General features: G+C 36.7%; 25 protein-coding genes and 1 pseudogene. 17 read left to right on the forward strand and 9 right to left on the reverse strand.

Annotated features, from left to right (window positions below; genetic code table 11):
• The first annotated feature begins 24 nt into the window (after positions 1 to 24).
• A complete protein-coding gene (locus tag FGL31_RS01345) occupies positions 25 to 1,461 on the forward strand; it encodes a M28 family peptidase (RefSeq protein WP_138089488.1) in 1,437 nt (478 codons plus the stop codon).
• Here FGL31_RS01345 and pncA read toward each other — a convergent pair whose 3' ends face one another.
• From pncA to FGL31_RS01360, 3 genes are read right to left on the reverse strand one after another with little or no spacing between them, the layout of a single operon-like run.
• Positions 1,462 to 2,052, reverse strand: a complete 591-nt coding sequence (pncA, locus tag FGL31_RS01350) for a bifunctional nicotinamidase/pyrazinamidase (protein ID WP_138089489.1) — start codon at positions 2,050 to 2,052, stop codon at positions 1,462 to 1,464.
• 14 nt (positions 2,053 to 2,066) lie between these two features.
• Positions 2,067 to 2,741: a response regulator transcription factor gene (locus tag FGL31_RS01355; protein WP_138089490.1), complete on the reverse strand. Its 675-nt coding sequence runs from the start codon at positions 2,739 to 2,741 to the stop codon at positions 2,067 to 2,069.
• Entirely contained in the window at positions 2,741 to 4,105 is a 1,365-nt protein-coding gene (locus FGL31_RS01360) for a sensor histidine kinase (RefSeq protein ID WP_138089491.1), read from the reverse strand. Before FGL31_RS01360 ends, FGL31_RS01355 begins: the two co-directional genes overlap by 1 nt.
• A gap of 340 nt (positions 4,106 to 4,445) precedes the next feature.
• Here FGL31_RS01360 and FGL31_RS01365 point away from each other — a divergent pair, with 340 nt between their 5' ends.
• Together FGL31_RS01365 and FGL31_RS01370 are read left to right on the forward strand one after the other, a co-directional pair.
• Positions 4,446 to 5,807, forward strand: a complete 1,362-nt coding sequence (locus tag FGL31_RS01365; RefSeq protein ID WP_138089492.1) for a DUF4270 family protein — start codon at positions 4,446 to 4,448, stop codon at positions 5,805 to 5,807.
• Between the two features lie 3 nt (positions 5,808 to 5,810).
• Complete coding sequence (locus FGL31_RS01370) at positions 5,811 to 6,803, forward strand: Kelch repeat-containing protein (protein ID WP_138089493.1); 993 nt, start codon at positions 5,811 to 5,813, stop codon at positions 6,801 to 6,803.
• 110 nt (positions 6,804 to 6,913) lie between these two features.
• On the opposite strand, the gene FGL31_RS01375 is transcribed toward FGL31_RS01370, so the two are convergent.
• Positions 6,914 to 7,903 (reverse strand): aspartate-semialdehyde dehydrogenase, encoded by a 990-nt coding sequence (locus FGL31_RS01375; protein WP_099369451.1) that lies wholly within the window; start codon positions 7,901 to 7,903, stop codon positions 6,914 to 6,916.
• Between the two features lie 367 nt (positions 7,904 to 8,270).
• On the opposite strand from FGL31_RS01375, the gene FGL31_RS01380 reads away from it, so the two are divergent.
• The 4 genes and pseudogenes from FGL31_RS01380 (at position 8,271) to FGL31_RS01395 (ending at position 11,999) form a co-directional block, all read left to right on the forward strand.
• The gene (locus FGL31_RS01380) at positions 8,271 to 9,221 is read left to right on the forward strand and encodes an NAD-dependent epimerase/dehydratase family protein (protein ID WP_099369452.1); all 951 of its coding nucleotides are present in this window, start codon (positions 8,271 to 8,273) and stop codon (positions 9,219 to 9,221) included.
• A 1-nt stretch (position 9,222) separates the two neighbouring features.
• Positions 9,223 to 9,949, forward strand: a pseudogene (locus FGL31_RS01385) (YebC/PmpR family DNA-binding transcriptional regulator).
• Positions 9,950 to 10,024: 75 nt separating this feature from the next.
• On the forward strand, positions 10,025 to 11,197 hold the full coding sequence (locus FGL31_RS01390) for a hypothetical protein (protein ID WP_138089494.1): 1,173 nt from the start codon (positions 10,025 to 10,027) through the stop codon (positions 11,195 to 11,197).
• Between the two features lie 58 nt (positions 11,198 to 11,255).
• On the forward strand, positions 11,256 to 11,999 hold the full coding sequence (locus FGL31_RS01395; protein WP_099369455.1) for a DeoR/GlpR family DNA-binding transcription regulator: 744 nt from the start codon (positions 11,256 to 11,258) through the stop codon (positions 11,997 to 11,999).
• Here FGL31_RS01395 and FGL31_RS01400 read toward each other — a convergent pair.
• From FGL31_RS01400 to FGL31_RS01415, 4 genes are read right to left on the reverse strand one after another with little or no spacing between them, the layout of a single operon-like run.
• Entirely contained in the window at positions 11,996 to 13,117 is a 1,122-nt protein-coding gene (locus tag FGL31_RS01400) for a CapA family protein (protein ID WP_099369456.1), read from the reverse strand. The genes FGL31_RS01395 and FGL31_RS01400 overlap by 4 nt on opposite strands.
• Entirely contained in the window at positions 13,095 to 13,379 is a 285-nt protein-coding gene (locus FGL31_RS01405) for a hypothetical protein (protein WP_138089495.1), read from the reverse strand. The genes FGL31_RS01400 and FGL31_RS01405 overlap by 23 nt, the downstream gene beginning before the upstream one ends.
• Positions 13,380 to 13,398: 19 nt before the next feature.
• Entirely contained in the window at positions 13,399 to 14,469 is a 1,071-nt protein-coding gene (locus FGL31_RS01410) for an asparagine synthetase B family protein (protein ID WP_138089496.1), read from the reverse strand.
• On the reverse strand, positions 14,469 to 15,923 hold the full coding sequence (locus FGL31_RS01415) for a lipopolysaccharide biosynthesis protein (protein ID WP_099369458.1): 1,455 nt from the start codon (positions 15,921 to 15,923) through the stop codon (positions 14,469 to 14,471). The genes FGL31_RS01410 and FGL31_RS01415 overlap by 1 nt, the downstream gene beginning before the upstream one ends.
• A 124-nt stretch (positions 15,924 to 16,047) precedes the next feature.
• Here FGL31_RS01415 and FGL31_RS01420 point away from each other — a divergent pair, with 124 nt between their 5' ends.
• Positions 16,048 to 16,971 (forward strand): glycosyltransferase, encoded by a 924-nt coding sequence (locus FGL31_RS01420; RefSeq protein WP_099369459.1) that lies wholly within the window; start codon positions 16,048 to 16,050, stop codon positions 16,969 to 16,971.
• Here the strand turns inward: FGL31_RS01420 and FGL31_RS01425 are convergent.
• Positions 16,968 to 17,660 (reverse strand): FkbM family methyltransferase, encoded by a 693-nt coding sequence (locus FGL31_RS01425; protein ID WP_099369460.1) that lies wholly within the window; start codon positions 17,658 to 17,660, stop codon positions 16,968 to 16,970. The two genes, FGL31_RS01420 and FGL31_RS01425, sit on opposite strands and share 4 nt — an antisense overlap.
• A 183-nt stretch (positions 17,661 to 17,843) precedes the next feature.
• Between FGL31_RS01425 and FGL31_RS28660 the strand changes: the two genes are divergently transcribed.
• From FGL31_RS28660 to FGL31_RS01460, 9 genes are all read left to right on the forward strand, one after another.
• A complete protein-coding gene (locus FGL31_RS28660) occupies positions 17,844 to 18,092 on the forward strand; it encodes a glycosyltransferase (RefSeq protein ID WP_317130933.1) in 249 nt (82 codons plus the stop codon).
• Complete coding sequence (locus FGL31_RS28665; RefSeq protein ID WP_317130934.1) at positions 18,079 to 18,285, forward strand: glycosyltransferase family protein; 207 nt, start codon at positions 18,079 to 18,081, stop codon at positions 18,283 to 18,285. Before FGL31_RS28660 ends, FGL31_RS28665 begins: the two co-directional genes overlap by 14 nt.
• On the forward strand, positions 18,282 to 18,596 hold the full coding sequence (locus FGL31_RS28670) for a glycosyltransferase family protein (RefSeq protein ID WP_317130935.1): 315 nt from the start codon (positions 18,282 to 18,284) through the stop codon (positions 18,594 to 18,596). The genes FGL31_RS28665 and FGL31_RS28670 overlap by 4 nt, the downstream gene beginning before the upstream one ends.
• Positions 18,577 to 18,813: a DUF3820 family protein gene (locus FGL31_RS01435; protein ID WP_171017514.1), complete on the forward strand. Its 237-nt coding sequence runs from the start codon at positions 18,577 to 18,579 to the stop codon at positions 18,811 to 18,813. Before FGL31_RS28670 ends, FGL31_RS01435 begins: the two co-directional genes overlap by 20 nt.
• Before the next feature lie 90 nt (positions 18,814 to 18,903).
• Complete coding sequence (trhO, locus tag FGL31_RS01440) at positions 18,904 to 19,875, forward strand: oxygen-dependent tRNA uridine(34) hydroxylase TrhO (protein ID WP_099369463.1); 972 nt, start codon at positions 18,904 to 18,906, stop codon at positions 19,873 to 19,875.
• An 85-nt stretch (positions 19,876 to 19,960) separates the two neighbouring features.
• On the forward strand, positions 19,961 to 20,302 hold the full coding sequence (locus FGL31_RS01445; RefSeq protein ID WP_099369464.1) for a TM2 domain-containing protein: 342 nt from the start codon (positions 19,961 to 19,963) through the stop codon (positions 20,300 to 20,302).
• A 29-nt stretch (positions 20,303 to 20,331) separates the two neighbouring features.
• The gene (locus FGL31_RS01450; protein WP_232046164.1) at positions 20,332 to 20,712 is read left to right on the forward strand and encodes a DUF2752 domain-containing protein; all 381 of its coding nucleotides are present in this window, start codon (positions 20,332 to 20,334) and stop codon (positions 20,710 to 20,712) included.
• Positions 20,688 to 21,131 (forward strand): magnetosome magnetite crystal formation protein family, encoded by a 444-nt coding sequence (locus FGL31_RS01455; protein WP_138089498.1) that lies wholly within the window; start codon positions 20,688 to 20,690, stop codon positions 21,129 to 21,131. The genes FGL31_RS01450 and FGL31_RS01455 overlap by 25 nt, the downstream gene beginning before the upstream one ends.
• Complete coding sequence (locus FGL31_RS01460; RefSeq protein ID WP_138089499.1) at positions 21,128 to 21,937, forward strand: M48 family metallopeptidase; 810 nt, start codon at positions 21,128 to 21,130, stop codon at positions 21,935 to 21,937. The genes FGL31_RS01455 and FGL31_RS01460 overlap by 4 nt, the downstream gene beginning before the upstream one ends.
• The last annotated feature ends 7 nt before the right edge of the window (positions 21,938 to 21,944 follow it).

Here is a 21,944-nt window from a genome sequence, read left to right on the forward strand (position 1 = left end):
AATGATTTCGTAAATTCATTTATTATGAAAAGAATTTACCTAATCTGCCTTTTATTAAGTTTTCAGTTTGCAGTTGCACAAGAAGGCTTGAAAACAACCTTTCAAAGGATTTACGAGGATATCAGTACGAATTCCGAAGCCTATGATCGCCTGAAATATTCTACAGAGAATCTAGGACATCGGCTGACGGGATCAGAGAATGGTAAAAAAACGGAAGAATATGCTTATAATCTTCTTGAATCCTATGGTTATGCAGTCAGTTACCAGCCATTTACTACCGAAAGCTGGGCGCGTGAATCTCTTGAACTCACCTTAAATAACAAAAATGTACCCTCCGTTTCTTTGGCACATTCACCTGTAAAGGTTGATTTAACAGCTGATCTTATTGATTTGGGTAATGGTCTTGAGGCTGATTATGAAAAAGCTGGAGAACAGGTCAAGGGGAAGATCGCCTTGGTATATCTTCATATCTTACCTAATACTGGAGAGAACCTAAAGAATTTGCATCGCTCTGAAAAGACAGCCTTAGCGAATAAAAATGGCGCCAAGGGAATTATTTTTATCAATAGTGTCAAGGGAAATGTGCTTTTGACCGGAACGGCGTCAATTACGGGGAAATTAATTGATATTCCAGCAATCTGTATCGGATATGAGGATGGCATGAAATGGAAAGAAACCTTGGAGAAAGAAAAGGTTTCTGCAGCTATTAAAATGCGCAATAAATCTGAGTTAACCACTGCCAGAAACGTTATTGTTTCTATTAAAGGTACGGAATACCCAGAAGAGAAAATCGTAATCGGAGGGCATTTGGATAGTTGGGACTTGGCCACTGGAGCAATTGATAATGGCTTGGGTTCTTATGCTGTAATGGATATAGCAAGGGTTTTCAAGAAGTTGAACTTGCAACCAAAGAGAAGTGTAGATTTTGTTTTGTTTATGGGTGAAGAGCAAGGGTTGTTGGGTTCTAAAGCATATGTGAATGAAGCCATTGAAAATGGAACCCTTGGTCAGGTAAGATATATGTTGAATTTTGATATGGTCAATGCACCAACGGGATTTGCAACAAGCAGAGATGAAATGAAAACGCTTTTAGACTCAATTGGGGCTGTGTATGCAGAAGTTGACACGGATTTTAAAAATCAAAATAGTTCAGGTGCAGGTTTACATAGTGATCACCAGCCTTTTATGATGCAGGGGATTCCAAGTGGTTCCGGTACTGGCGGTAAGTTGCCGAACAATGCTGGACAATACTACCACTCCGACAATGATGTCTTTAAATTGGTGGATAAAAAAGGAATGGAACAAACTGTTAAAGTCGGAGCTGCTTACCTTTATGGGCTGACCGATGCCAATGAGATTCCTGCACAACGCTTTTCAGACGAGGAAATTGTAAAATTCCTTGAATCAAAAGGACTAAAGGAGCCATTGATTATTTCTGGAGAATGGCGTTGGGGGAAATAATTATATCAAAAATCCACCTGCTTGAATAAAGGTGTTTTTCTTTTCCATGAAATCACCTTTATCAATAGCTTTAGTAGCTTTGGAAATGATACTGGTTTTGAACCCTTCTGAAATAGCATCCATTGCGGTATAGAAAACACAATAATCAGCTGCCAATCCGCAAACATGTACTTCATCTATTTTTCGGGCTCTTAAATAACCGGCTAAACCAGTATCTTTCCTTTTTCCGTTGTCATAAAATCCACTGTAGCTATCAATCCTAGGATCCATTCCTTTTCTGAAAATAGCCTCAATCTGAGAAGTGTCTAGATCTTCAGATAATTCAGCTCCGTAGCTTTCTTGAACACAGTGGCCTGGCCAAAGTACCTGACTTAATCCGTCAAGATCAATGACTTCAAAGGGTAACTTTCCCACATGTTGATTGGAAAAGCTCATATGTTCTTTTGGATGCCAATCCTGTGTAGCAACCACTAAATCGTAATCTTTTTGAATGTTATTTATGATTGGAATGATTTCATCACCCTTCGCCACCTCTAGGGAGCCTCCTGGCAAGAAATCATACTGCATGTCTACTATTATTAAAGCTTTCATTATTCTAATTTACATTAATCCACAGTTAGCATATAGCCTACGCCACGGATATTTGTGATTTTGATTCTTTCATCCTCAGAAAGATATTTCCTGATCCGACTGATAAATACGTCTAGACTCCGTCCAGTAAAGTAAGTGTCATTGCTCCAGTAAGTCCTAATAATTTCATCACGAGGTACTACCTTGTCTTTATTTTCTATCAACCTTTTTAATAATTCTGACTCGCGGTAAGAGAGCTTTTCGGAACTTTCTCCAAGTGATAGGGTGTTTTTTGAGCAATCCAAGGTGTAGCTTCCTAACACTAGCTTGCTCGGGGACATACTATTACCGTTTTTTTTGAGTGCAGCTTCCATGCGGACGATTAACTCTTCAATTTTGAATGGCTTCCTAATATAATCATTAGCTCCTAGTTTAAACCCCTTGACAACATCTTCAGTTTGAGTCATTGCCGTGAGGAAGATTATAGGCGTTACAAGATCAGTTTTTCGGATTTCTTTTGCCGTTGTAAAACCATCCATAATGGGCATCATGACATCCATAACAATAATATCAGGTTTATATTTGTTATGGAAAATCAAGGCTTGTTGACCGTTCAGTACATGGCGTACGATAAAACCTTGTGCCTCCAAGCTGTCAGAAACTATCATCGCTAGACTTTCTTCGTCCTCTACATATAAAACGTTTGTCATTATGCCTCTTTAGGTAATTCTATAACAAAAGTACTGCCAACTGACTCCTCACTGCTCAGGTCAATAGTGCCTTGATGTTGCTGAACTATCTGTTTTACATAAGCAAGGCCCAAACCGAATCCTTTGACATTGTGGATGTCCCCGGATGGTACACGGAAGAACAAGTCAAATACCCCCTTCTGATACGTCTTGGGTATTCCAATCCCATTGTCAGAAATAGACAATATAAAACTTTTATCCTTTTCTCGAAGATCTATCTTGATGTGTACTTCATCTCCAGCATATTTAATGGCATTATCCAATAGATTACTAATGACATTTTTGATATGAGCCTGATCTGCTAAAATATTGAAATCTGTACCTGAACTTGATTTCGCGATTTCAACCTTTTTCTTTGCAAATATTTTTGCGTTTTCGGTACACTCATCTATCAGCTGATTGAGGTTGAACCAAGACTTCTCAAGTTGTACCCCATTGGTTTCAGCGACATCTACCTGCAAGACGCGTTCGATCATATTGGATAAATGCTCTAATTCTTGTCTTGAGACAGCGAGATATCTGTTCATTCTTTCTTTATCATCTTGTGCTCCAAATCGCTGGATAGATTCCACGGCTGCCATTACGGTAGAAACTGGTGTTTTCAGCTCATGAGTCATATTATTTACAAAAGCCTTTCTCATTTTTGCCAGTCTATTCTGTTTCCGAACTGTACTCAGTAGTGCTAAGAATGTTCCTATTAATGCAGAAACCAAAATAATTGAAAAGATCAATTGCCAACTTATTTTTTTGAGCAAGTAACCATTCGGATTTACATAATCCACTTCCAGGTATAAGTTTTCACTTTGATCCACAACGATAGGTTTAGATTTACTGTCTTCAAACCTCTGCTTATAAAATTCTTTTGTCCTGCTTTCTTCATCTGGCAAATTTGAAATCTTTAAGTCAAATGCTGAATACATATCTCTTTCTTTCAAGGCTTTGGTCAGTCGGATATTTAAAGAATCTAATGTTGTATCATTCCAATTTATGGTTCTGACCACATAGTTAGAGATATAATGCCTGCTCATCCTTGTTTTTCCGGTATTTGATGAGTCGCTGCTATTTTTGTCATTAGTTGAACGTCTGCCAAAGTTGAGCCCTTCGATTATCTTTTTTGCTGTATCTAAATTTATTTCTGGATACTTTTCTTTAAATGCAGAGGAAAGTCTTTCAATTCTTGCTGTTCTTTGATTTTGATTGTCTCTTTGAATTTGTTCTTCATTTTCGTTGTAAAAGTCTTGAACAACATCAAAAAGCTCATGCTCGGTCATACCCAAGAAGAATTGTTTTTGTCCGTAATAACTCCCGAATAGCCAAAAAACCAATACGACGATTATTCCGGCGATTGGTGAGTATTATGGAAGCCAACAATATTTTATACTTTTTTAACATAATTAAAACAAATTTAAATTAGTAGATTTGCTCCGCATAAATAATTGATGGCTTTTAACAAATTATAACACTGATTAACAAAGTGATGCTTAAATTGTCGCATTCTTCGATGATTTTACGTTAAAAGACACAAAAGGTTTATGTTGCTTACAAAAGATTTTCCATTGGAATTTAGAAAGTATGCCGCTGGTTGGTTAAAATTAAGGAGTTTTAACATATAATAACAAGGGATATCTGTTTTCATTCCATACTTTTGCTAGACTTAATGATTTTATGATTAAACATTTACGAATTATTCTTTTTGCTACCCTTGGTTTAAGTGCTGCATTATTTACTGTGAGTTGCGATAAAGATATGTCAATTTCGTTGGACAACGACAAATTAGATAATCTTCTCGTTACTGAAGATGACACTTTGACTGCTTCAGTTGCTACCTTGCAAATGCTTAATATCCCCACTTCAGGTACTTCTGTAATTTTGGTGGGTAAAATTAGCCAACCAACTACTGGTAGTATAAAGTCTACTTCATATTTCCGACTTAACCCAGCTGGTATTACCAATGATATTCCTACGAATGCAAATTTCGATTCATTGAACCTTGTCTTGGTACCGAGTTCCAGAAGGATTGTATATGGTGATACCACCAAATTGCTTTCCATTTCTGCGCACCGATTGACCCAATCTTTGGAAACCAAAACAATCGATAACTCATTGACAGGATTACCAACACCGGTATATATTTCAGCACCAGCAATTTTTGGTCAACAAAAATTCAATTATGCTACAGAAGCTTTGGGATCAGTAAATTTCAGACCTAAAGTTAATAAGACTGACACTGTCTCAATGCGCTTGAATGATGCATTGGGTAAAGAGTTTTTCAGCAAGATTAAAGCATCTGATATTGCATTTAATTCAGCATCGAACTTTCAGGAATATTTTAAAGGGTTGAGCTTGGTTCCTGCAGAAACCAATACGGCAATGATCGGATTCTCTGATACGCTTCAAGTTCGAGTAAACTACTCCTTTATTGGTTCAGATGGTTTCAAGAAAAATGGATCTAAAGTACTGAGCCTGTCTGAGAGAACATTGCAGTACAACCATATTGAGAAAAACGTTAGCGGGACCTCATTTGCTGGCCTGACAACAGAAAAACCAATTGAAAGTTCAGCAACATCTGGCGTCACCTATGTTCAAGGTGGTTCTGGAGTTGTTACAGAAATAAAATTCCCTGCACTAAAAGAGTTTTTATTGCAACCAGGAGTCGCAATCAATAAAGCAGAGTTAGAAATAGAACTAGAAACCCCGCATACCGGAATGTTTCCTGCTATTCCAAATCCAATTTTAATGCTCGCAGACTCTAGAGTTGCCGTAAATTATTTGCGTGATCCTTTTGGAAGTGATCCTCAATTTGGTACCTACATAGTAGGGAATAATACAGGTGTAAAGGGGAAGTATCTGTTCAATCTGATTCAATATATTAAATCAGCAACAGAAGCCAATGCTGAGGATAAATCATTATTCTTAACTTTGGCTCCAACAATGGGGTTAGGTTTTACACCTTATACTAGCGTGTTGGCCACAGAAAACAATAAACCGAAAGTTAAATTAAATATCGTATATACAAAATTTAAATAGTCTATGAATAAGAGAAATTGGCTTGTACTACTTTTGATAGGAGCCTTCGCAATTACTACTTTTAACTCGTGTAAGAAAGAGGACGCAGAAGAAACAGACTCTGGTCCTACAGAATGGGAGAAATCAATTGTTTTTACTGGTAAACCAAGAAATGGTGCTGCAACATTTACCATCAATGATGTAGCTTATTTAGTAGGTGGCCAAATGAAAAACAATGAGATATTAAGTGACTCTTATTCATTTGACGGAAATGCATGGTCTAAAAAGGCTGATTTTACAGGTCCTAAAAGACATAGCGCTGTAGGTTTTGAAGTTGCTGGAAAAGGATATATTGGATTAGGATATGGAACTGATGGCGAAACCACAGGTGCTTTGAAAGATTTCTACCAATTTGATCCAGCATCAAATACTTGGAAAAAAGTGGCTGATTTCCCGGGTGAAGCTCGTCACTCAGCTATAGCATTTACTTTAGGAAATGCTGCATACGTAGGATTAGGTAGAATTGATGCTACTGACGAAACATTCTCGGATATTTACAAATATGATCCGGCTTCAAATACATGGTCTGAAATCCAAACTTCATTCAGCAACAAAAAAGGCGATGCTTTTGCATTCGTAATTAATAATGTTGCTTATGTTGGTGGTGGTTACTCTAATGGAGTTCCTACTGAAGATTTCTATTCTTTTGATGGAAAAACTTGGACTAAGAAAAAAGCATTAAATGCTGATAACAAAGACGCTAGACGTTTCAGAGCTGGTGCATTTGCAATCGGAAGCAATGGTTATGTTGTGAGCGGTCGTTCTCAAACTGGAGTTGTTTCAACAGTTTGGAAATACAACCCTTCAGATGATTCATGGACTGATGGTAGCCAACAATTGCCTTCACCACGTGAAAAAGCTGTAGCATTCGCGTTGAAAGGAAAAGGTTATATCACTACTGGAAGTAGCGGTACAACTTTCTTCGATGACACTTACGTGTTTACACCTGTTAGATAATATTTTATATAACGATAGAAAAGGGATATCCATTAAGATATCCCTTTTTTGTTGGACAAAATAAAAGCGGTTCAAATTTGAACCGCTTTATATTAGTTTTATGAATCTTCTTAAATTAAGCCTTTGGAATGAAGGAGTTCAGCAACCTGAACTGCATTTGTAGCGGCACCTTTGCGAAGGTTGTCTGCAACGATCCAAAGATTTAGAGTTTTATCTTGAGTCTCATCTCTACGGATACGACCTACAAAAACCTCATCTTTGCCATGTGCATCTTTAGGCATAGGGTATTCCAAATTAGCAGGATTATCTACAACAACCACGCCTTCCTGCGCTTCTAATGCAGCACGAACATCTGCTAAGTCAAATTCATTTTCAAATTCAATATTTACCGACTCTGAGTGACCGCCAATTACTGGGATACGTACAGTAGTCGCAGTAACCTTGATGGAGTCGTCGCCCATAATCTTGTTTGTCTCTAGGATCATCTTCATTTCCTCTTTGGTATATCCATTATCTTGGAATACGTCAATCTGAGGAATAACATTCAGGTCGATTTGATAAGGATAAGCCTTCTCTCCTTCAATACCTTTACGCTCATTCATCAATTGGTCTACTGCTTTCACACCAGTACCCGTAACAGATTGGTAAGTAGAAACTACCACACGTTTGATTTTATATTTTTCGTGCAATGGTTTTAATACGACAACCATTTGTATGGTCGAACAGTTAGGATTTGCAATGATTTTATCGTCCGCAGTTAATACGTCTCCATTAACTTCAGGTACCACTAATTTTTTAGTAGGGTCCATACGCCACGCTGAAGAGTTATCGATCACTGTGATTCCAGCCTCTGCGAACAAAGGCGCATATTCTGTTGAGGTGCCGCCTCCAGCGGAGAATATTGCAACATCAGGTTTAAGTGCAATAGCTTCAGATGCAGTAACCACCTTATACTTCTTTCCCTTGAATTCGATTTCTTTACCCTTGCTTCTTTCAGAAGCTACTGGAATCAATTCTGTTACGGGGAAATTTCGCTCCGCTAATACTGTCAACATTTCTGACCCGACTAATCCTGTCGCGCCTACTACTGCAACTTTCATAAATAATGTTTGCTTTAAATTTTAATTATTATTGATTTTCTTAAGGTAACAAACATACTAAATAAACCTGAAGATTTTTGGAATATTTTAGCTTTTAATAATTGATTATCACAATGATAGAATAATGTTCAATGACTATTGTGTTTTGATGTAATTCGTTCAGTCAATCGTTGGTTTTGTTGACAATGTTTCATTGAAAATTTGGTTTTGGAGAGTATAATATGTTGAAAGCTTTTTGAATGTAAAAAATTAAATCATACGTTTGCGCAAAATGTTGGGATTCATCCTATTCAGGCATTTTATTGGTAATTTCGCCATTATTAATGGTTATTGAAATAACTCAACTTATAAAACTATCATTTTTCAAATGAAAGAAGTCATTTTGATGATCGGAGCCAATGGACAAATTGGTTCTGAATTAGCAGCCGCATTAAGAGTTAAGTTTGGCAACGAGAATGTTATCACCTCAGATATCAGAGAGCCCAAAGAAATCGCAGCAGGCGAAATCTTTGAAACTTTAAACGTCTTAGATAAAGAAGCTATCAAAGCTTTGATATTAAAATATAAACCTACGCAGATTTATTTATTGGCAGCGATGCTTTCGGCAACCGGAGAGCAATATCCACAGAAAGCATGGGATCTAAACATGAATGGACTGTTGAATGTCCTGGATTTAGCAGTCGAACTAGGCATTAAAAAAATCTTTTGGCCAAGTTCTATCGCTGTATTTGGTCCTCATTCACCAAAAATCGATACCCCTCAATATTGCGTTATGGATCCTAACAGTATCTACGGGATCAGTAAATTGGCAGGGGAGCGTTTATGTGAATATTATCACAATAAATATGGATTAGATATCCGCAGTATCCGCTATCCTGGTATTATTTCTTGGAGAACGGAACCCGGAGGAGGTACTACGGATTATGCTGTACATATCTTTTTTGAGGCTATTCGTCAAGGGAAATATACTTCTTTCTTGTCAGAAAGCACGGAGCTTCCGATGTTATACATGGATGACGCTGTACGTGGTACAATTGAGCTAATGGACGCGCCATCAGATAGTTTAAAAATTCGTTCAAGCTATAATTTGGCGGGAGTAAGTTTCACTCCGAAACAAATTGCTGAAGAAATTAAAAAAATTCTCCCTAATTTTGAAATCTCCTATTCAGACAATGATCCACGTCAGGCAATTGCTGATTCATGGCCTAAGAGCATCAATGATGATGAAGCAAGAGCAGACTGGGGCTGGCAGCCAACATTTGATCTGGCAGGGATGACAAAAGACATGCTGGAGAATCTTAAAACAAAACTAAAATAAAATGGGTAGAGCTTTCGAATTCAGAAAAGAAAGAAAATTTAAACGCTGGGCCAAAATGGCCGTTCAATTTACGCGTCTTGGAAAAGAAATTGCAATGGCAGTAAAAGAAGGCGGTCCTCACCCGGAGAATAACTCGCGCTTGCGTACCGCAGTACAAAACGCCAAAGCTGTAAACATGCCGAAGGACCGTGTAGAAGCAGCAATCAAAAGAGCTTCTGAAAAGGATTCCAAAGGTTACGAAGAATATGTGTATGAAGGATACGGCCCGCATGGTGTGCCTGTATTGATTGAAACAGCAACTGACAATACCAACAGAACCGTAGGGAATATCAGAAGCTATTTTACAAAAAGCCGGTGGTTCCCTAGGAAAAACTGGATCCCTGGATTTTATTTTCCAAAGAAAATCTATTTTCCGCTTCCCTGCAAATGATGAACTTGACGTGGAAGAACTAGAGTTGGAATTGATCGATGGTGGATTGGAAGAGTTATACGTAGAAGCTGATGAAGAAGGAAACGATATCGTAGTTGTTCAAACCTCTTTTGAGGACTTCGGGAATATGCAACGTTTACTGGAGGAAAAAGGAATTGAAGTTTCCTCTGCCAAACTTGAGCGCATCTCCCTTTCACATACTGCTCTTTCTGAAGAACAAGCAGCAGATGTCCTCAAAATGATCGACAAAATCGAGGAAGACGACGATGTTCAAGCAGTTTACCACAATATGGAATAATGCATTAAATGCTTATAAATATTAAACGAGAGGGCTTTGCCCTCTTTTTTTATGTCTAAATGTATACATTTGTATATGCTATCGTTCACGGAATTCTTCACGAAAAAGAAAATCGACCTCAAAGCTTTGCAGATCGGAAGACCTGACCTATATCAAGAATTTGATAGAGACTATGCTTTAATGGGTGAAAAGAGTTTCGACCACAGCAAAAAGTTTTGGTTCAATAGACTGCGAAAAGATTATTTATTGCAAGAAATTGAAATTTCTGAATCTAAAAAAACTGATAGCCAAGCTGACGTTACGAAAAAAGAAGCGAGAGTAGTTCGCGATAGTGCCTCTACAGATAAACAGGAGACTCCTGTAAAGGCAAAGGGTTTTACTCCAAGATTTAAAGCAGCAGGTATACCTAAAAAAACTGAAGAAACAAAAGAACAAGAGGATAAAGCAACAACTAGCCAGCCAGAGGCAACCTCAGATCCACAGACAGAAAAAGCTGAGCCTGCTGCAAAACCAAAAGGCTTTACCCCACGATTTAAGGCAGGAAACCTTCCGAAAAAAGTAGAGGAAGAAAAACCATCTTCTAGCCAGTCTGAGTCAACCTCAGATGCACAGACAGAAAAAGCTGAGCCTGCTGCAAAACCAAAAGGCTTTACCCCACGATTTAAGGCAAGCAACCTTCCAAAAAAAGTCGAAGAGGATATTCCATCTTCTAGCCAGCCTGAGGCAACCTCAGATGCACAGACAGAAAAGACTGAACCTGCTACAAAACCAAAGGGTTTTACTCCACGGTTTAAAGCAAGCAACCTTCCGAAAAAAGTAGAAGAGGAAAAAGAACAAGAGGATAACCCATCTTCTAGCCAACCTGAGTCAACCTCAGATACACAGACAGAAAAAACTGAGCCTGCTGCAAAACCAAAAGGCTTTACCCCAAGATTTAAGGTAAGTAACCTTTCAAAAAAAGTCGAAGAAGAAAAAGTAAATGAAGAAAAATCTTCAGAAGAAAAAATAGAGTTAAAAGATACTAAAGAAAATATCGATACGCCTGTTTCAAAACCTGCTGGTTTTAAACCTCGGTTTAAAGCAGGTGTAACAAAAACAAATACTACCCAAGATATTCCGGACACTCATTCGGAGCAGAATACTGCACAACCTAAAGAACCATCTACCCCAACAACATCCAAACCTGTTGGTTTTAAGCCAAGATTTGCGGCAAAAAAATCTCCAGACCAAAACGACAAAGAAGAATAGAAATAGTGTGAAACCCCCATTATTTTTATATTTTTAAATACAAAATTCAGTTTAAACTATGTTAAAAGAAGAAAGGCAAGCATATATTATACACCAAATCAACATACACAATAAAGTATTATCTTCTGATCTGAGTGTTCAATTAAATGTTTCAGAGGACACTATCCGTCGTGATTTGAATGAGTTGGCAGAAAGTGGAAAGGTACTTAAGGTATATGGTGGTGCATTATCAAAATCTTTCCAATATCCATTTCAGGAAGGAAATGTATATGCTAAGGAAGCGAAGAAGGAAATTGCATCCAAAGCTATTTCTTTGATTCAAAGTGGTATGACCATTCTTGTGGGGGGTGGTACCAGTATGATTGAATTGGCTAGATTGGTTCCAAAAGATATTCAATGTACGTTCTTTACCATTAGCCCATTGGTTGCTTTGGAATTAGCTGAGAAAGAAAATTTAGAAGTGTTCTTGTTAGGAGGGAAACTCTCCAGAAATACCAATGTAGTATCTGGGTCCCAAGTTATCAATGAACTGTCAGATATTAAAGTGGATCTATGTCTATTAGGGACAAATAGCCTATCGGTCGAAGAAGGTGTAACTGATTCAGATTGGGAAGTCGTGCAGATAAAAAAGGCAATGATAAAATCTTCACAGAAATTAGGAGTGTTGAGTATTGTTGAGAAATTGAATTCTAATCAAAAACTTAGGGTTTGTCAATTAAAAGATATTACTTACCTGATAACAGATTTAAACCCTAAACATCCAAGTTTAGAAGAGTTCAGTAAACAGATTACCGTTATCTAAGATCTGTTTTTACCAAAAGTTTTTATGCGAATGGCTCTTTCTACGAGCCATTTGTTGCTTTCTATAAATAGATTGTGCCAAATTAAGTTATGATTGACCTCACGATTGAAGATAGACCTCTTAACATGTTTCAACAGTTTGCCTAAGCTGTAATCCGCTAGTCCGTTAAATGGTTTCGCATAATAAGAGGCATGATGATTTTCCCAATCCACTACCGCTTTTATATTGACATATTCTTCATAATCCTTGCCTTTTAATCTTTCAGAGAGAGGATTTATGAAGTTATTGGAACTTGTTTCATCTTTTAACTCTACAGATTGGCCTTTTTTCTCAACAAGACGGAACTTAAATGCTGATAATTTCTTTTCTTCAAATATAATTTCCAATAGCCCGCCAGTATTCCATTGAGGATGATTTGAGGGATAATCAAAATAGAAATTTCCTAAGCTGTATGCGATGAATTTGCCTTTATATTCTTCTATGCCTTGGACAACGTGCGGGTGGTGAGCAATGATAACATCAGCTCCCAAATCTATCAGCTCGTGATACCTTTCTTTCCATTCTGGAATAGGAACATCCAATAATTCAACTCCAGCATGAATTTGAACGATTAGGATATCTACCTGTTTTTTGAATTCTTGTATATCGTTGTTTACTCTTTTTGCATTTACCCAGGCATGCCCAAATTCTCGGTCACCATTCAAGGCACCATAACCATTTTCACCATAGGCTAAGAATCCATAACTCACACCATCGATTGTTTTTGTATTCAAGCTATAGGCATCCTTTTCATTTCCTACACCTAATATTTCATCCTTTGGAAATTGGTCCATTGTTTTCAATAGTGCCTCTTTACCATAATCATTGATATGATTATTGGCTAAAGAGAAGCAATTGAATCCCAATTCCTGGATCCATTGGGGTGCTTCTGAATTCTGGGAAACAAGGGGCCCGGTTTTGTCGATTGGTTTTCCAAAACCCGCTATTGGAGCTTCAAAATTGCAAGACCTAATTTCTGCAGAACGGAAAAGGTTCTGCAATTCCTCAGAAAAGTGCGGTTTTTTCTCGCAAACCACATCTCCAACAAAGATGAATTTATGCTTTTTTGATGCTTGCATTTCTTCTTAACAATAAAGTTTCGATTGGTCTAATGGTAATATAAGCAAAATAAGCTTCCAAAAGGTCGTTCTTGGCACCAAGAAGTTTGAGAACTCCTTTCACTTTTGGAGTATGCATCAAGGTTTGGAAAAGACGTTCTTTTCTGCCTATATGTTGAATCTTGGAGTTTATCCAGTTTAAATACTCGGTATTAAAGACTTCTTTCAACACATCTGTGTCTAATGGCACTAAAGATTCATTCAAAAGAGCGTAGTAGTTCAATGTGTTTTGGTAAGTGTACTTATGTTTTTCCTCTTCGAAAAGCAGGTTTTTGTTTTTTGAAGAAATCTCTTTGCCAAGCTCTGTTTTCTCTGCGATCTGCAGGGAGGTTTAGCATAGAAATGGAAATATCTTCATCTACAAATGGAGAATATCCGGGGTAGCCTAATTTTGCTGGGACGGAAATTAGATATTGTAACATCATCATTTTTGTCCTCATAGCCGTGATTATTCGATATTCAGATGATTTCAGATAATCTTTCTGTCTATCATAGATGGGCTCAACGATGCCAATATAATTCACATTCATGGCTAGTTTTGAATCGGCACTCATGCCATGGGTGTATCCCAAGGTACGATAGGAGGCAGCACTGTCTATCATTGGAACTTTTACAGCTCCAGCCCAAGCATCACCAATGATACCACTCAATAAATGCATTGGGTTTCCACCTTCTAATTGTTTGATCTTGTTATAAAATTCCATGTGATAGGTGCCAGAAGCAGCAACAGCTGGCCCAAACTGATCATACCACTGATCCATGTAAACATTGAACTTCCCTAAAGGAATGCGTTTCCATTGCGTACCCAAGCGCTTAGATAGCAGACCTGCATATACCGATTCGCGAGATTCATCTTGATTTAAGGATGTACCATAGGTGTAGGCATGAATTCTACGCTTATCCTTCAATAAAACATTCATCAAACGGGAGTCGAAACCTCCACTTGTTGGGATTAAAATATCATCATTGAAACCATCAGCCCATTGGTTGATGGCAGAACTGATCTTGTCAAGAACATCGTCTTCCTGGGTTGTTCTTCCCAATAAATTAAGAGTTTTGTCATCAGTTTCCTGAACTGAAAGCATGCCGTTCTGGAAATTTAAAACCTGATTCGGTAGAAGATAATGCACATCTTTTACTGGAGTATGCCCAAAAACACTATAGCCAAAATCTAAGTAGGCGGCCAATCCTTCCAGATCTATTTCTAGATCAGAATAATCTATAACCTCATTGATATCATGGCTGTATTTTCCATTTTTTAAATTGTAAAATAAAGTTTGATATCCTACCCAATTTCCTTTTGCAACTTCCATTAAGACTTTTTAACTAATTTCTTTTTTAATAAACTCAATATTTCCATCCATATATGATTTTTCATTATATGGTTGATGCCAATATATATTATTGCGAAGATAATGCTTTGTACGATGACTAAAGCTAAATTATGTTGCAATAGGTTGTAATATAAGGGTAAGTAAGCAACAGCAGCGGCTATGGCAGAAATAATCACTGAAGGCAGTAAATCTTTAATCTGAAGCAAAAGGTTATAACCATATACTTTTCCACTCATTATGCCAGCAATGATATAACAAAGGATGCGTACAGTTAATAAACCCACAGCAATCGTGGTTAAGCCATGTTCAATGGTAAAATAGAGCAATAGTAATGCGGATGTGACTTTAATGATTTCAAGGGAAAGGAAGAATTTTGATCTTCCTTTTATATTCAGAAAATTAACATTCAAGTCAGTAATGGATGTGAATATTCCTGCGAAACATAAGATCTGAAACAAAACTACAGATGGGATCCATGTATCTGTAAGGAAGAAAATAAAACCAGGTTTAGCAACACAGATTGCCAAAAAACTAATAGGTACCAAGATAAAAGCCAATGAAGACATGGTTTTTCTTGAAGCATTTAGAAATCTGGGTTTATCGTCCTGAATGGGAGTAAGCGTTGAAAGTGTCGTTCCTTGAATAATTGCTGTAATGGTTTGACCAGGAGTTTCGCCCCATTTATTGCCAGTGAAATAATATCCAGTGTCATCCAAGCTATAGTGTTTTCCAATGAAAAAGGAATAGAATGGAGAAAGAACCTTTCCTAACATATTGGAAACCATAAATGACAAGGAGAATGAAAAATGATTTTTTAAAGAATCAGGGCTAAATGTGAGATTAAACTTCCAATCGCCCCACATCCAGAGCATAATTGTCCTAAATAATGAATAAAATACGGGCTGAAGCAATAATGCCCATACACCATAACCCATTAAAGCTATTGCTATCACCAATATTCCAGCAAATAAGATGGATAGTACATTGACTCTCGCGGTGAGCTGAAACTGGAACTTCTTGAGGATTTTTACATATTGAACAATTCCAAAAGAATGCACTATGATCTGAAGAAATAATATCCTAGAATAGAGTGTAAGGCCTTCAATTTCATTGTATTTTTCTATTAATGGTGCCGAAAAAAATAGGATGAAATAAAGGACAACACTGATGGCGAGGTTGAAAACAAACATTGTAGAATAATCTTTTTCTTCAACGACTTTAGACCTTACCAGGGATGTTGCTAACCCACTGTCGACAAATGCGGTAGCAATAATCGAAAAGATCATAAGGACTGCCACAACACCAAAATCCTCCGGCATCAATATCCTAGCGGTGATAATACCTACTATCGTAACGATAGCTTGGTTTCCAAACCTATCTAGGGCATTCCAGAATAGTCCTTTGATGGTGATGTTTTTCGTGTTTTCGCTCATGAATTTGATTAATCAACAAATTTAGGAAAGATTCTTGTACAGCATAAGAAAAAAGCATTATACTTAATGCTTTACAAGATTTACTCATATATTTGATTTATAATACTTTGATTTTGCTTTTTTCATGTTAGCACCGATCGCATTATTTGTTTATAATAGACCCACACATACTAGGAAAACCTTAGCAGCATTAGAAGCCAATACGTTGGCGGAGGATTCTGAGATTTATATTTTTTCAGACGGTGCAAAGACGGCTCAAGATGTTGATGCAGTGAATCAAGTTCGTTCCATTATCCGTGAACCTTGGAAATTCAAACATATTTTTATCATAGAACGATCTCAAAATAAAGGTCTTGCTAACAGTATTATTGAAGGAGTAACACAGGTTGTTCAAAAGCACGGACGAATTATTGTGTTGGAAGATGACCTTGAGACTTCTGTTTATGCTCTTCAATATTTCAATGATGCCTTGAACCAATATGAAGACCAAGAAAAAGTGATGGAAATTTCTGGTTATATGTATCCTGTAGAAAAGCCTAAAAAATTGCCGCAATCATTTTTCTTCAGGGTAGCAAATAGTTGGGGCTGGGCAACATGGGATAGAGCATGGAAGCATTTCAACCCTGATATAGAAGAATTGACAAAAGGATTCACCAGAAAAGACAAGAAGGCATTCAGTGTTGACGGTTCGGAAAATTTTTGGAAACAAGTCAAACAATTTAAAGCTGGAAAGATAAATTCTTGGGCCATTCGGTGGAACCTTTCTGTTTATAATCAAGGCGGATTGGCATTATACCCTAGATATTCTTTTATCCAGAATACAGGGACAGACGGCTCCGGTACTCATTCTGATGTGGATAAAGTTTATCGAGTAGAATTGTCCAAAAAACCTGTCCGTAAGTTTCCTGTCATCATTGAAGAAGATCCATTGGCTTATGATGCCATCAAACATTTCTACAAGAATAGAAAAGGCACCTTTTTTGAAAGATTGGCCAAATTCCTTGAAAAGAAATTGTTAGAACGCAGAATGCGTAAGGTGAAACATTAGTTTTTCTCTAGATTCTTAAAGAATAATGTTCTTTTGGTCTTAGCCACAAGTGCATACTTTTTCTGTAACATCAGTTGATAGACCTCAGATTTTTCTAATTCAGCAATAGCAAGCTCTTCTTCAACCAACACAAATGTTGGTCTATAAGTTTCCCAATCATTGCTGTTTAAAACAATAAGATCAAAACCTTCGGCATCAACCGATAGAAAATCTATTTTCTTTCCTTTGGGAACATATTTATGGAGTACATCTTTTAGTGGAAGGGTTGGAACTGGGATGGTTTTAACAAGATGATATTTGGAATTTAACCCATCTCTTTTTTCTGAAACCTCCTTTGAAAATCCATTGAGTGCGGGCTCATTAAAACAATAATAAGTCAATTCCTGAGGGCTTTCACTAATACCTATATTCAAGTTTATGTCCTTGCTGCGGAACCATTTGAACCATTTCATGGCTTCGGGAGAAGGTTCAATATTTATTCCTCGCCACCCTTTTTTATAGAAATACATCGTATTGGAAAAGCGGTAAGGATGGTGTGCACCAACATCTACAAAAAAGCCCTTATAATTTTTTCTCCCTTCATAGAAGCCGCGGATTACCATATCTTCCCCTTCTTGAGAAAAAGATCGAGCATGAAAGAATTTATGAATCGGGAAGTTTTTTAAAATCGCCTGCTTTAGTTTTGACATTCGGCTTAAGTTTATACAATTGTTAATATTCAGCAGTTAAAGTACAATTAATTTTAAATAGCTGAATGGTCTCATCCAAAAATTTAAGACCTTTTTACATTTTATGCGTTTTGATTTCTTCTTTTGTTATTTTTCATTTCCTTATTTTTGTAGGGTTAACTCATATTAATAATACCCATAAGCATGGCTTATCCTAAAGTTTCTATTATTACCATTGTCTACAATAACGTTCGAGATATTGGCTATACGCTTTCATCGGTAGATCAGCAGACTTATCCCAACATTGAATATATTGTGGTGGATGGTAAGTCAAATGATGGGACTTTGGAGGTCATTGAACAGTATAAAGACACCATTAGCAAATTGGTTTCTGAGAAGGACAACGGAATTTATGATGCGATGAACAAAAGGCTTGTCCATGGCAACTGGTGATTATGTGCTGTTCTTGAATTCTGGCGATGAGCTATATTCCTCAAATACTTTAGAGAAGGTCTTTGGAAATGAAGATAACGCTGATATTTACTATGGAGAGACAAAGTTAATCAATGAAGACCGTGAAATTTTGGGAGATCGAAGGCATAAAACGCCCGAGCACTTTGATTGGCAATCTTTCAAATATGGATGAATGTATGTCACCAAGCTATCTATATCAAAAGAAGCCTGACCACACCTTACGATTTGCAATATAAATTGAGTTCGGATATTGATTGGGTTATCAGGGCGACAAAAAAAGCAGAAAAAATAGTCAATGTTAAAGACTATGTTGCTAAATATTTGGTTGGAGGCATGTCTCAACAAAGGCATAAACAGAGCTTAAAAGAAAGGTATGAAATTTTCAAAAAGTATTACGGCTTTGTTCCTAACTTGATTAACCATGCTGTCATTGCTGGCCGCTTATTGTTACATAGACTGAGGAATGGCAAAACAAGAGACTAATTTTTCGACCCTAATCTCTTGGTTGAATTGGCAAACACAAAAAATGCCATTCGGAAAATATCAGGGATATTTAATGGTTCATTTACCAGAAGCTTATTTAGCCTGGTTCAAACAAAAAGGTTTTCCACCCGGTAAAATGGGGGTTATGTTGGAGACTTTATATGAAATTAAGCTCAATGGCCTGACCTATTTATTGACTCCTTTGATCAAAAAGTGATGAATGTCAATTTTTGATTGTTCAATTTTTTTTATCTTTGCATCATAATTTTAAACATTAAACGCCGTTTGCAGCGGTATCAATGAATATATGGCACAATATCAAACATTGCTGTACTATTGTTACAGCCCTATCGAGAACGCGGAAAAATTCGCTGAAGATCACTTAGACTTTTGTAAATCACTTGGACTTGTCGGACGTATTATCGTAGCCGATGAAGGTCTAAACGGAACTGTCTCTGGAACTCCTGTTGCTGTTAAATCTTATATGGAGCATGTACATGCAGATCCAAGGTTCGCAAAGACAGAATTTAAAATCGATGATGTCGAGGAGCTCTCGTTTATAAAAATGCACTGCCGTTATAAGGAAGAAATTGTGCATTCAGGGTTGCGTAATCCATCAGAAATAGATCCTAATAAACAAACTGGTGTACATCTTGAGCCTAAGGAATTTTTGGCTATGAAGGATCAGGAAGATGTTGTTATTCTTGACGTTCGTTCAAACTATGAGCATAATGTGGGGCGATTTAAAAATGCCGTAACATTGGATATTGAGAATTTCCGCGAATTCCCTGAGAAAGTTAAAGAACTTGAACATTTAAAAGGCAAGAAGATATTAACTTACTGTACTGGAGGAATTAAATGTGAAAAAGCGTCAGCCTTATTGTTAAAAGAAGGTTTTGAAGATGTTTATCAATTACATGGCGGAATAATTAAATATGGTAAGGAAGCTGGTGGTGAGGATTTTGAAGGAGAATGTTATGTTTTCGACAACCGTGTTACAGTTCCAGTGAATTCTGTAAACCCATCGATCGTATCAACATGTAGAACCTGTGGGAAAGTTACACAGAAAATGATTAACTGCGCAAATCCGGAATGTAATGAACACTTCACCCAATGTGATGAATGTGGATGGGAATTGGATGGTTGCTGTTCCAATGAATGCCAAACACATCCTAGGAAGCGTGAATATGATGGTACTGGATATTATGTAAAAGTACCTCAACCGGTTAACATCGAGAAAATCTCAAAAAGAAAACATAAAAAGTTGATTAAAAATTAATTGTTTATTAAAATATTTCAAAAAATCCATTTATCTTTCAAATAGGTAAATGGATTTTTTTTACACCACTAAATAAATATGAAAAATGGATAGTCAAAAAGTTGACATGTTCTTAATCACTAACAACAAGTTTTTTGAATCTTATCAATTGATGGAAATCAAGGATTTGTTGACAAAAGTTGACGACAGCAAGCTGACGAATGTTCAGATACAACAGTATAAAGACCCAACAACAGTTTTGATTGTTTCATTGTTAGGTGGGACTTTTGGAATTGATCGGTTTATGATTGGTGATACAGGCCTTGGAATTGCCAAACTGTTGACCTGTGGTGGTTTCGGGATTTGGACAATCATCGATTGGTTCTTAATTATGGGGGCTACTAAATCCAAGAATTTTGAAAAATTAGTAACTGCACTAAGTTATTAGTTGTGGTCAATCAAAGAAACAGACTGTATTTGATAACAGGGATAGTTTGTTTCTTTGCCATTCTATGGCTATTGATTGATTATATCAGTTGGGCAGAAATAACAGTTTGTCCTGTAAAATTAGTGAGTGGTTATCCTTGCCCATCTTGTGGAACCACAAGGTCTATTCAAGCATTAATGCATGGACATATCGGCGAAGCATTCATGATTAACCCATTCGGGATCATTTCTGTGGCGATTTTAATAGGTGTTCTGATTTTATTGATACTAGACTTATCAACAAAAAAAGATTATTATTACAAGACCTATTGGAAAATAGAATTGTACTTGCAGAAACATAAAGTAGTAAGTGCTGTATTAATTATATTGGTTATTATAAACTGGGCATGGAACATATCCAAGGGGCTATAAACTTCAATCCAAAAGAAATTTCTGAAGATGAGCGTGAATATGCATCAAACAGCTATTTGATGTCTTTATTTGCATTATTCGTTGGCTTGCCACTACCCATATTTAACCTTATTGCAACCATAATTTTTTATTTGGGAAATAGAAAGAGACCTAAATTTGTTAAATGGCATTGTACTCAAGCGTTAATTTCACAATTCGCAATTTTCTTCTTTAATTCTGCTGCTTTTTGGTGGACTATATCTATTATTTTTAACCATAAAGAAGTAACCAATTATTATATATCTTATATAATCTTGGTGTTAGTTTTAAATACTATCGAGATTATTTCAACAATTTACACCTCAATTCAAACCAGAAAAGGGATTCATGTTCGTTGGTTCTTCTTTTCGGATTTAACTGATAAAATCATTGAGAAATGAAGATTTTTGGAAAATTACTCCTTTTAATTTGTGGGATATCCATTTTTTATTTCCTTTTAATGCAGGTGGATTGGAAAGCTGTGTTTGAATTCGAAAAGAATCACGATCGTCTTGAAGCAAAACTAGGGAAATTGGTGCTAGATCATGTAAAAGAGACTTATGAGGTTATTGATGATGAGCAACTGAATTCTACTTTAGACTCGATATTCAAACCTATTTTAAAGGAAAATTATATTTCAGATAAAAATTACGATTTATACCTCATAAAAAGTGAGGAGGTCAATGCTTTTGCTTTACCGGATGACAAAATTATTGTAACTACTGGTTTGATCAATTTTTTGGATAGTTCAAATTATCTATCTGCAATTCTGGCGCATGAAATTGCTCATTGTGAAAAAAATCATGTGATGAGGGCATTGATAACTAATTTTGGCTTGGATTTGTTACTATCTGGCTCTGGAACCGGAGAAATTACCAATTTTGTTACTGGCCAAGCATATTCAAGAAAATTAGAAAAGGAAGCTGATGAACTGGCTGTTGATTATCTTGAACAAGCTAAAATAAATCCCAATAGTATAGCTCAAGTGATGGAATTGTTTGATGTATATTTAACTTCTGATGGTGATGTAAGCTGGATATCTTCCCACCCAGCACCTGCAGACCGGAAAAAATACCTGTTACAGAAAATAAATAGATTGAATTCTGAAGATCAATTGTATAAAAACCCCATTCACACTAAAACGTGGACAGGATTTCAAAATAAAGTCACAGCATTGGATAATGAACATTCATTGCTCGACGAATAATTTTATT

It is taken from the genome of Sphingobacterium daejeonense, assembly GCF_901472535.1.
In the GTDB taxonomy this organism is placed as follows: Bacteria; Bacteroidota; Bacteroidia; order Sphingobacteriales; family Sphingobacteriaceae; genus Sphingobacterium; species Sphingobacterium daejeonense.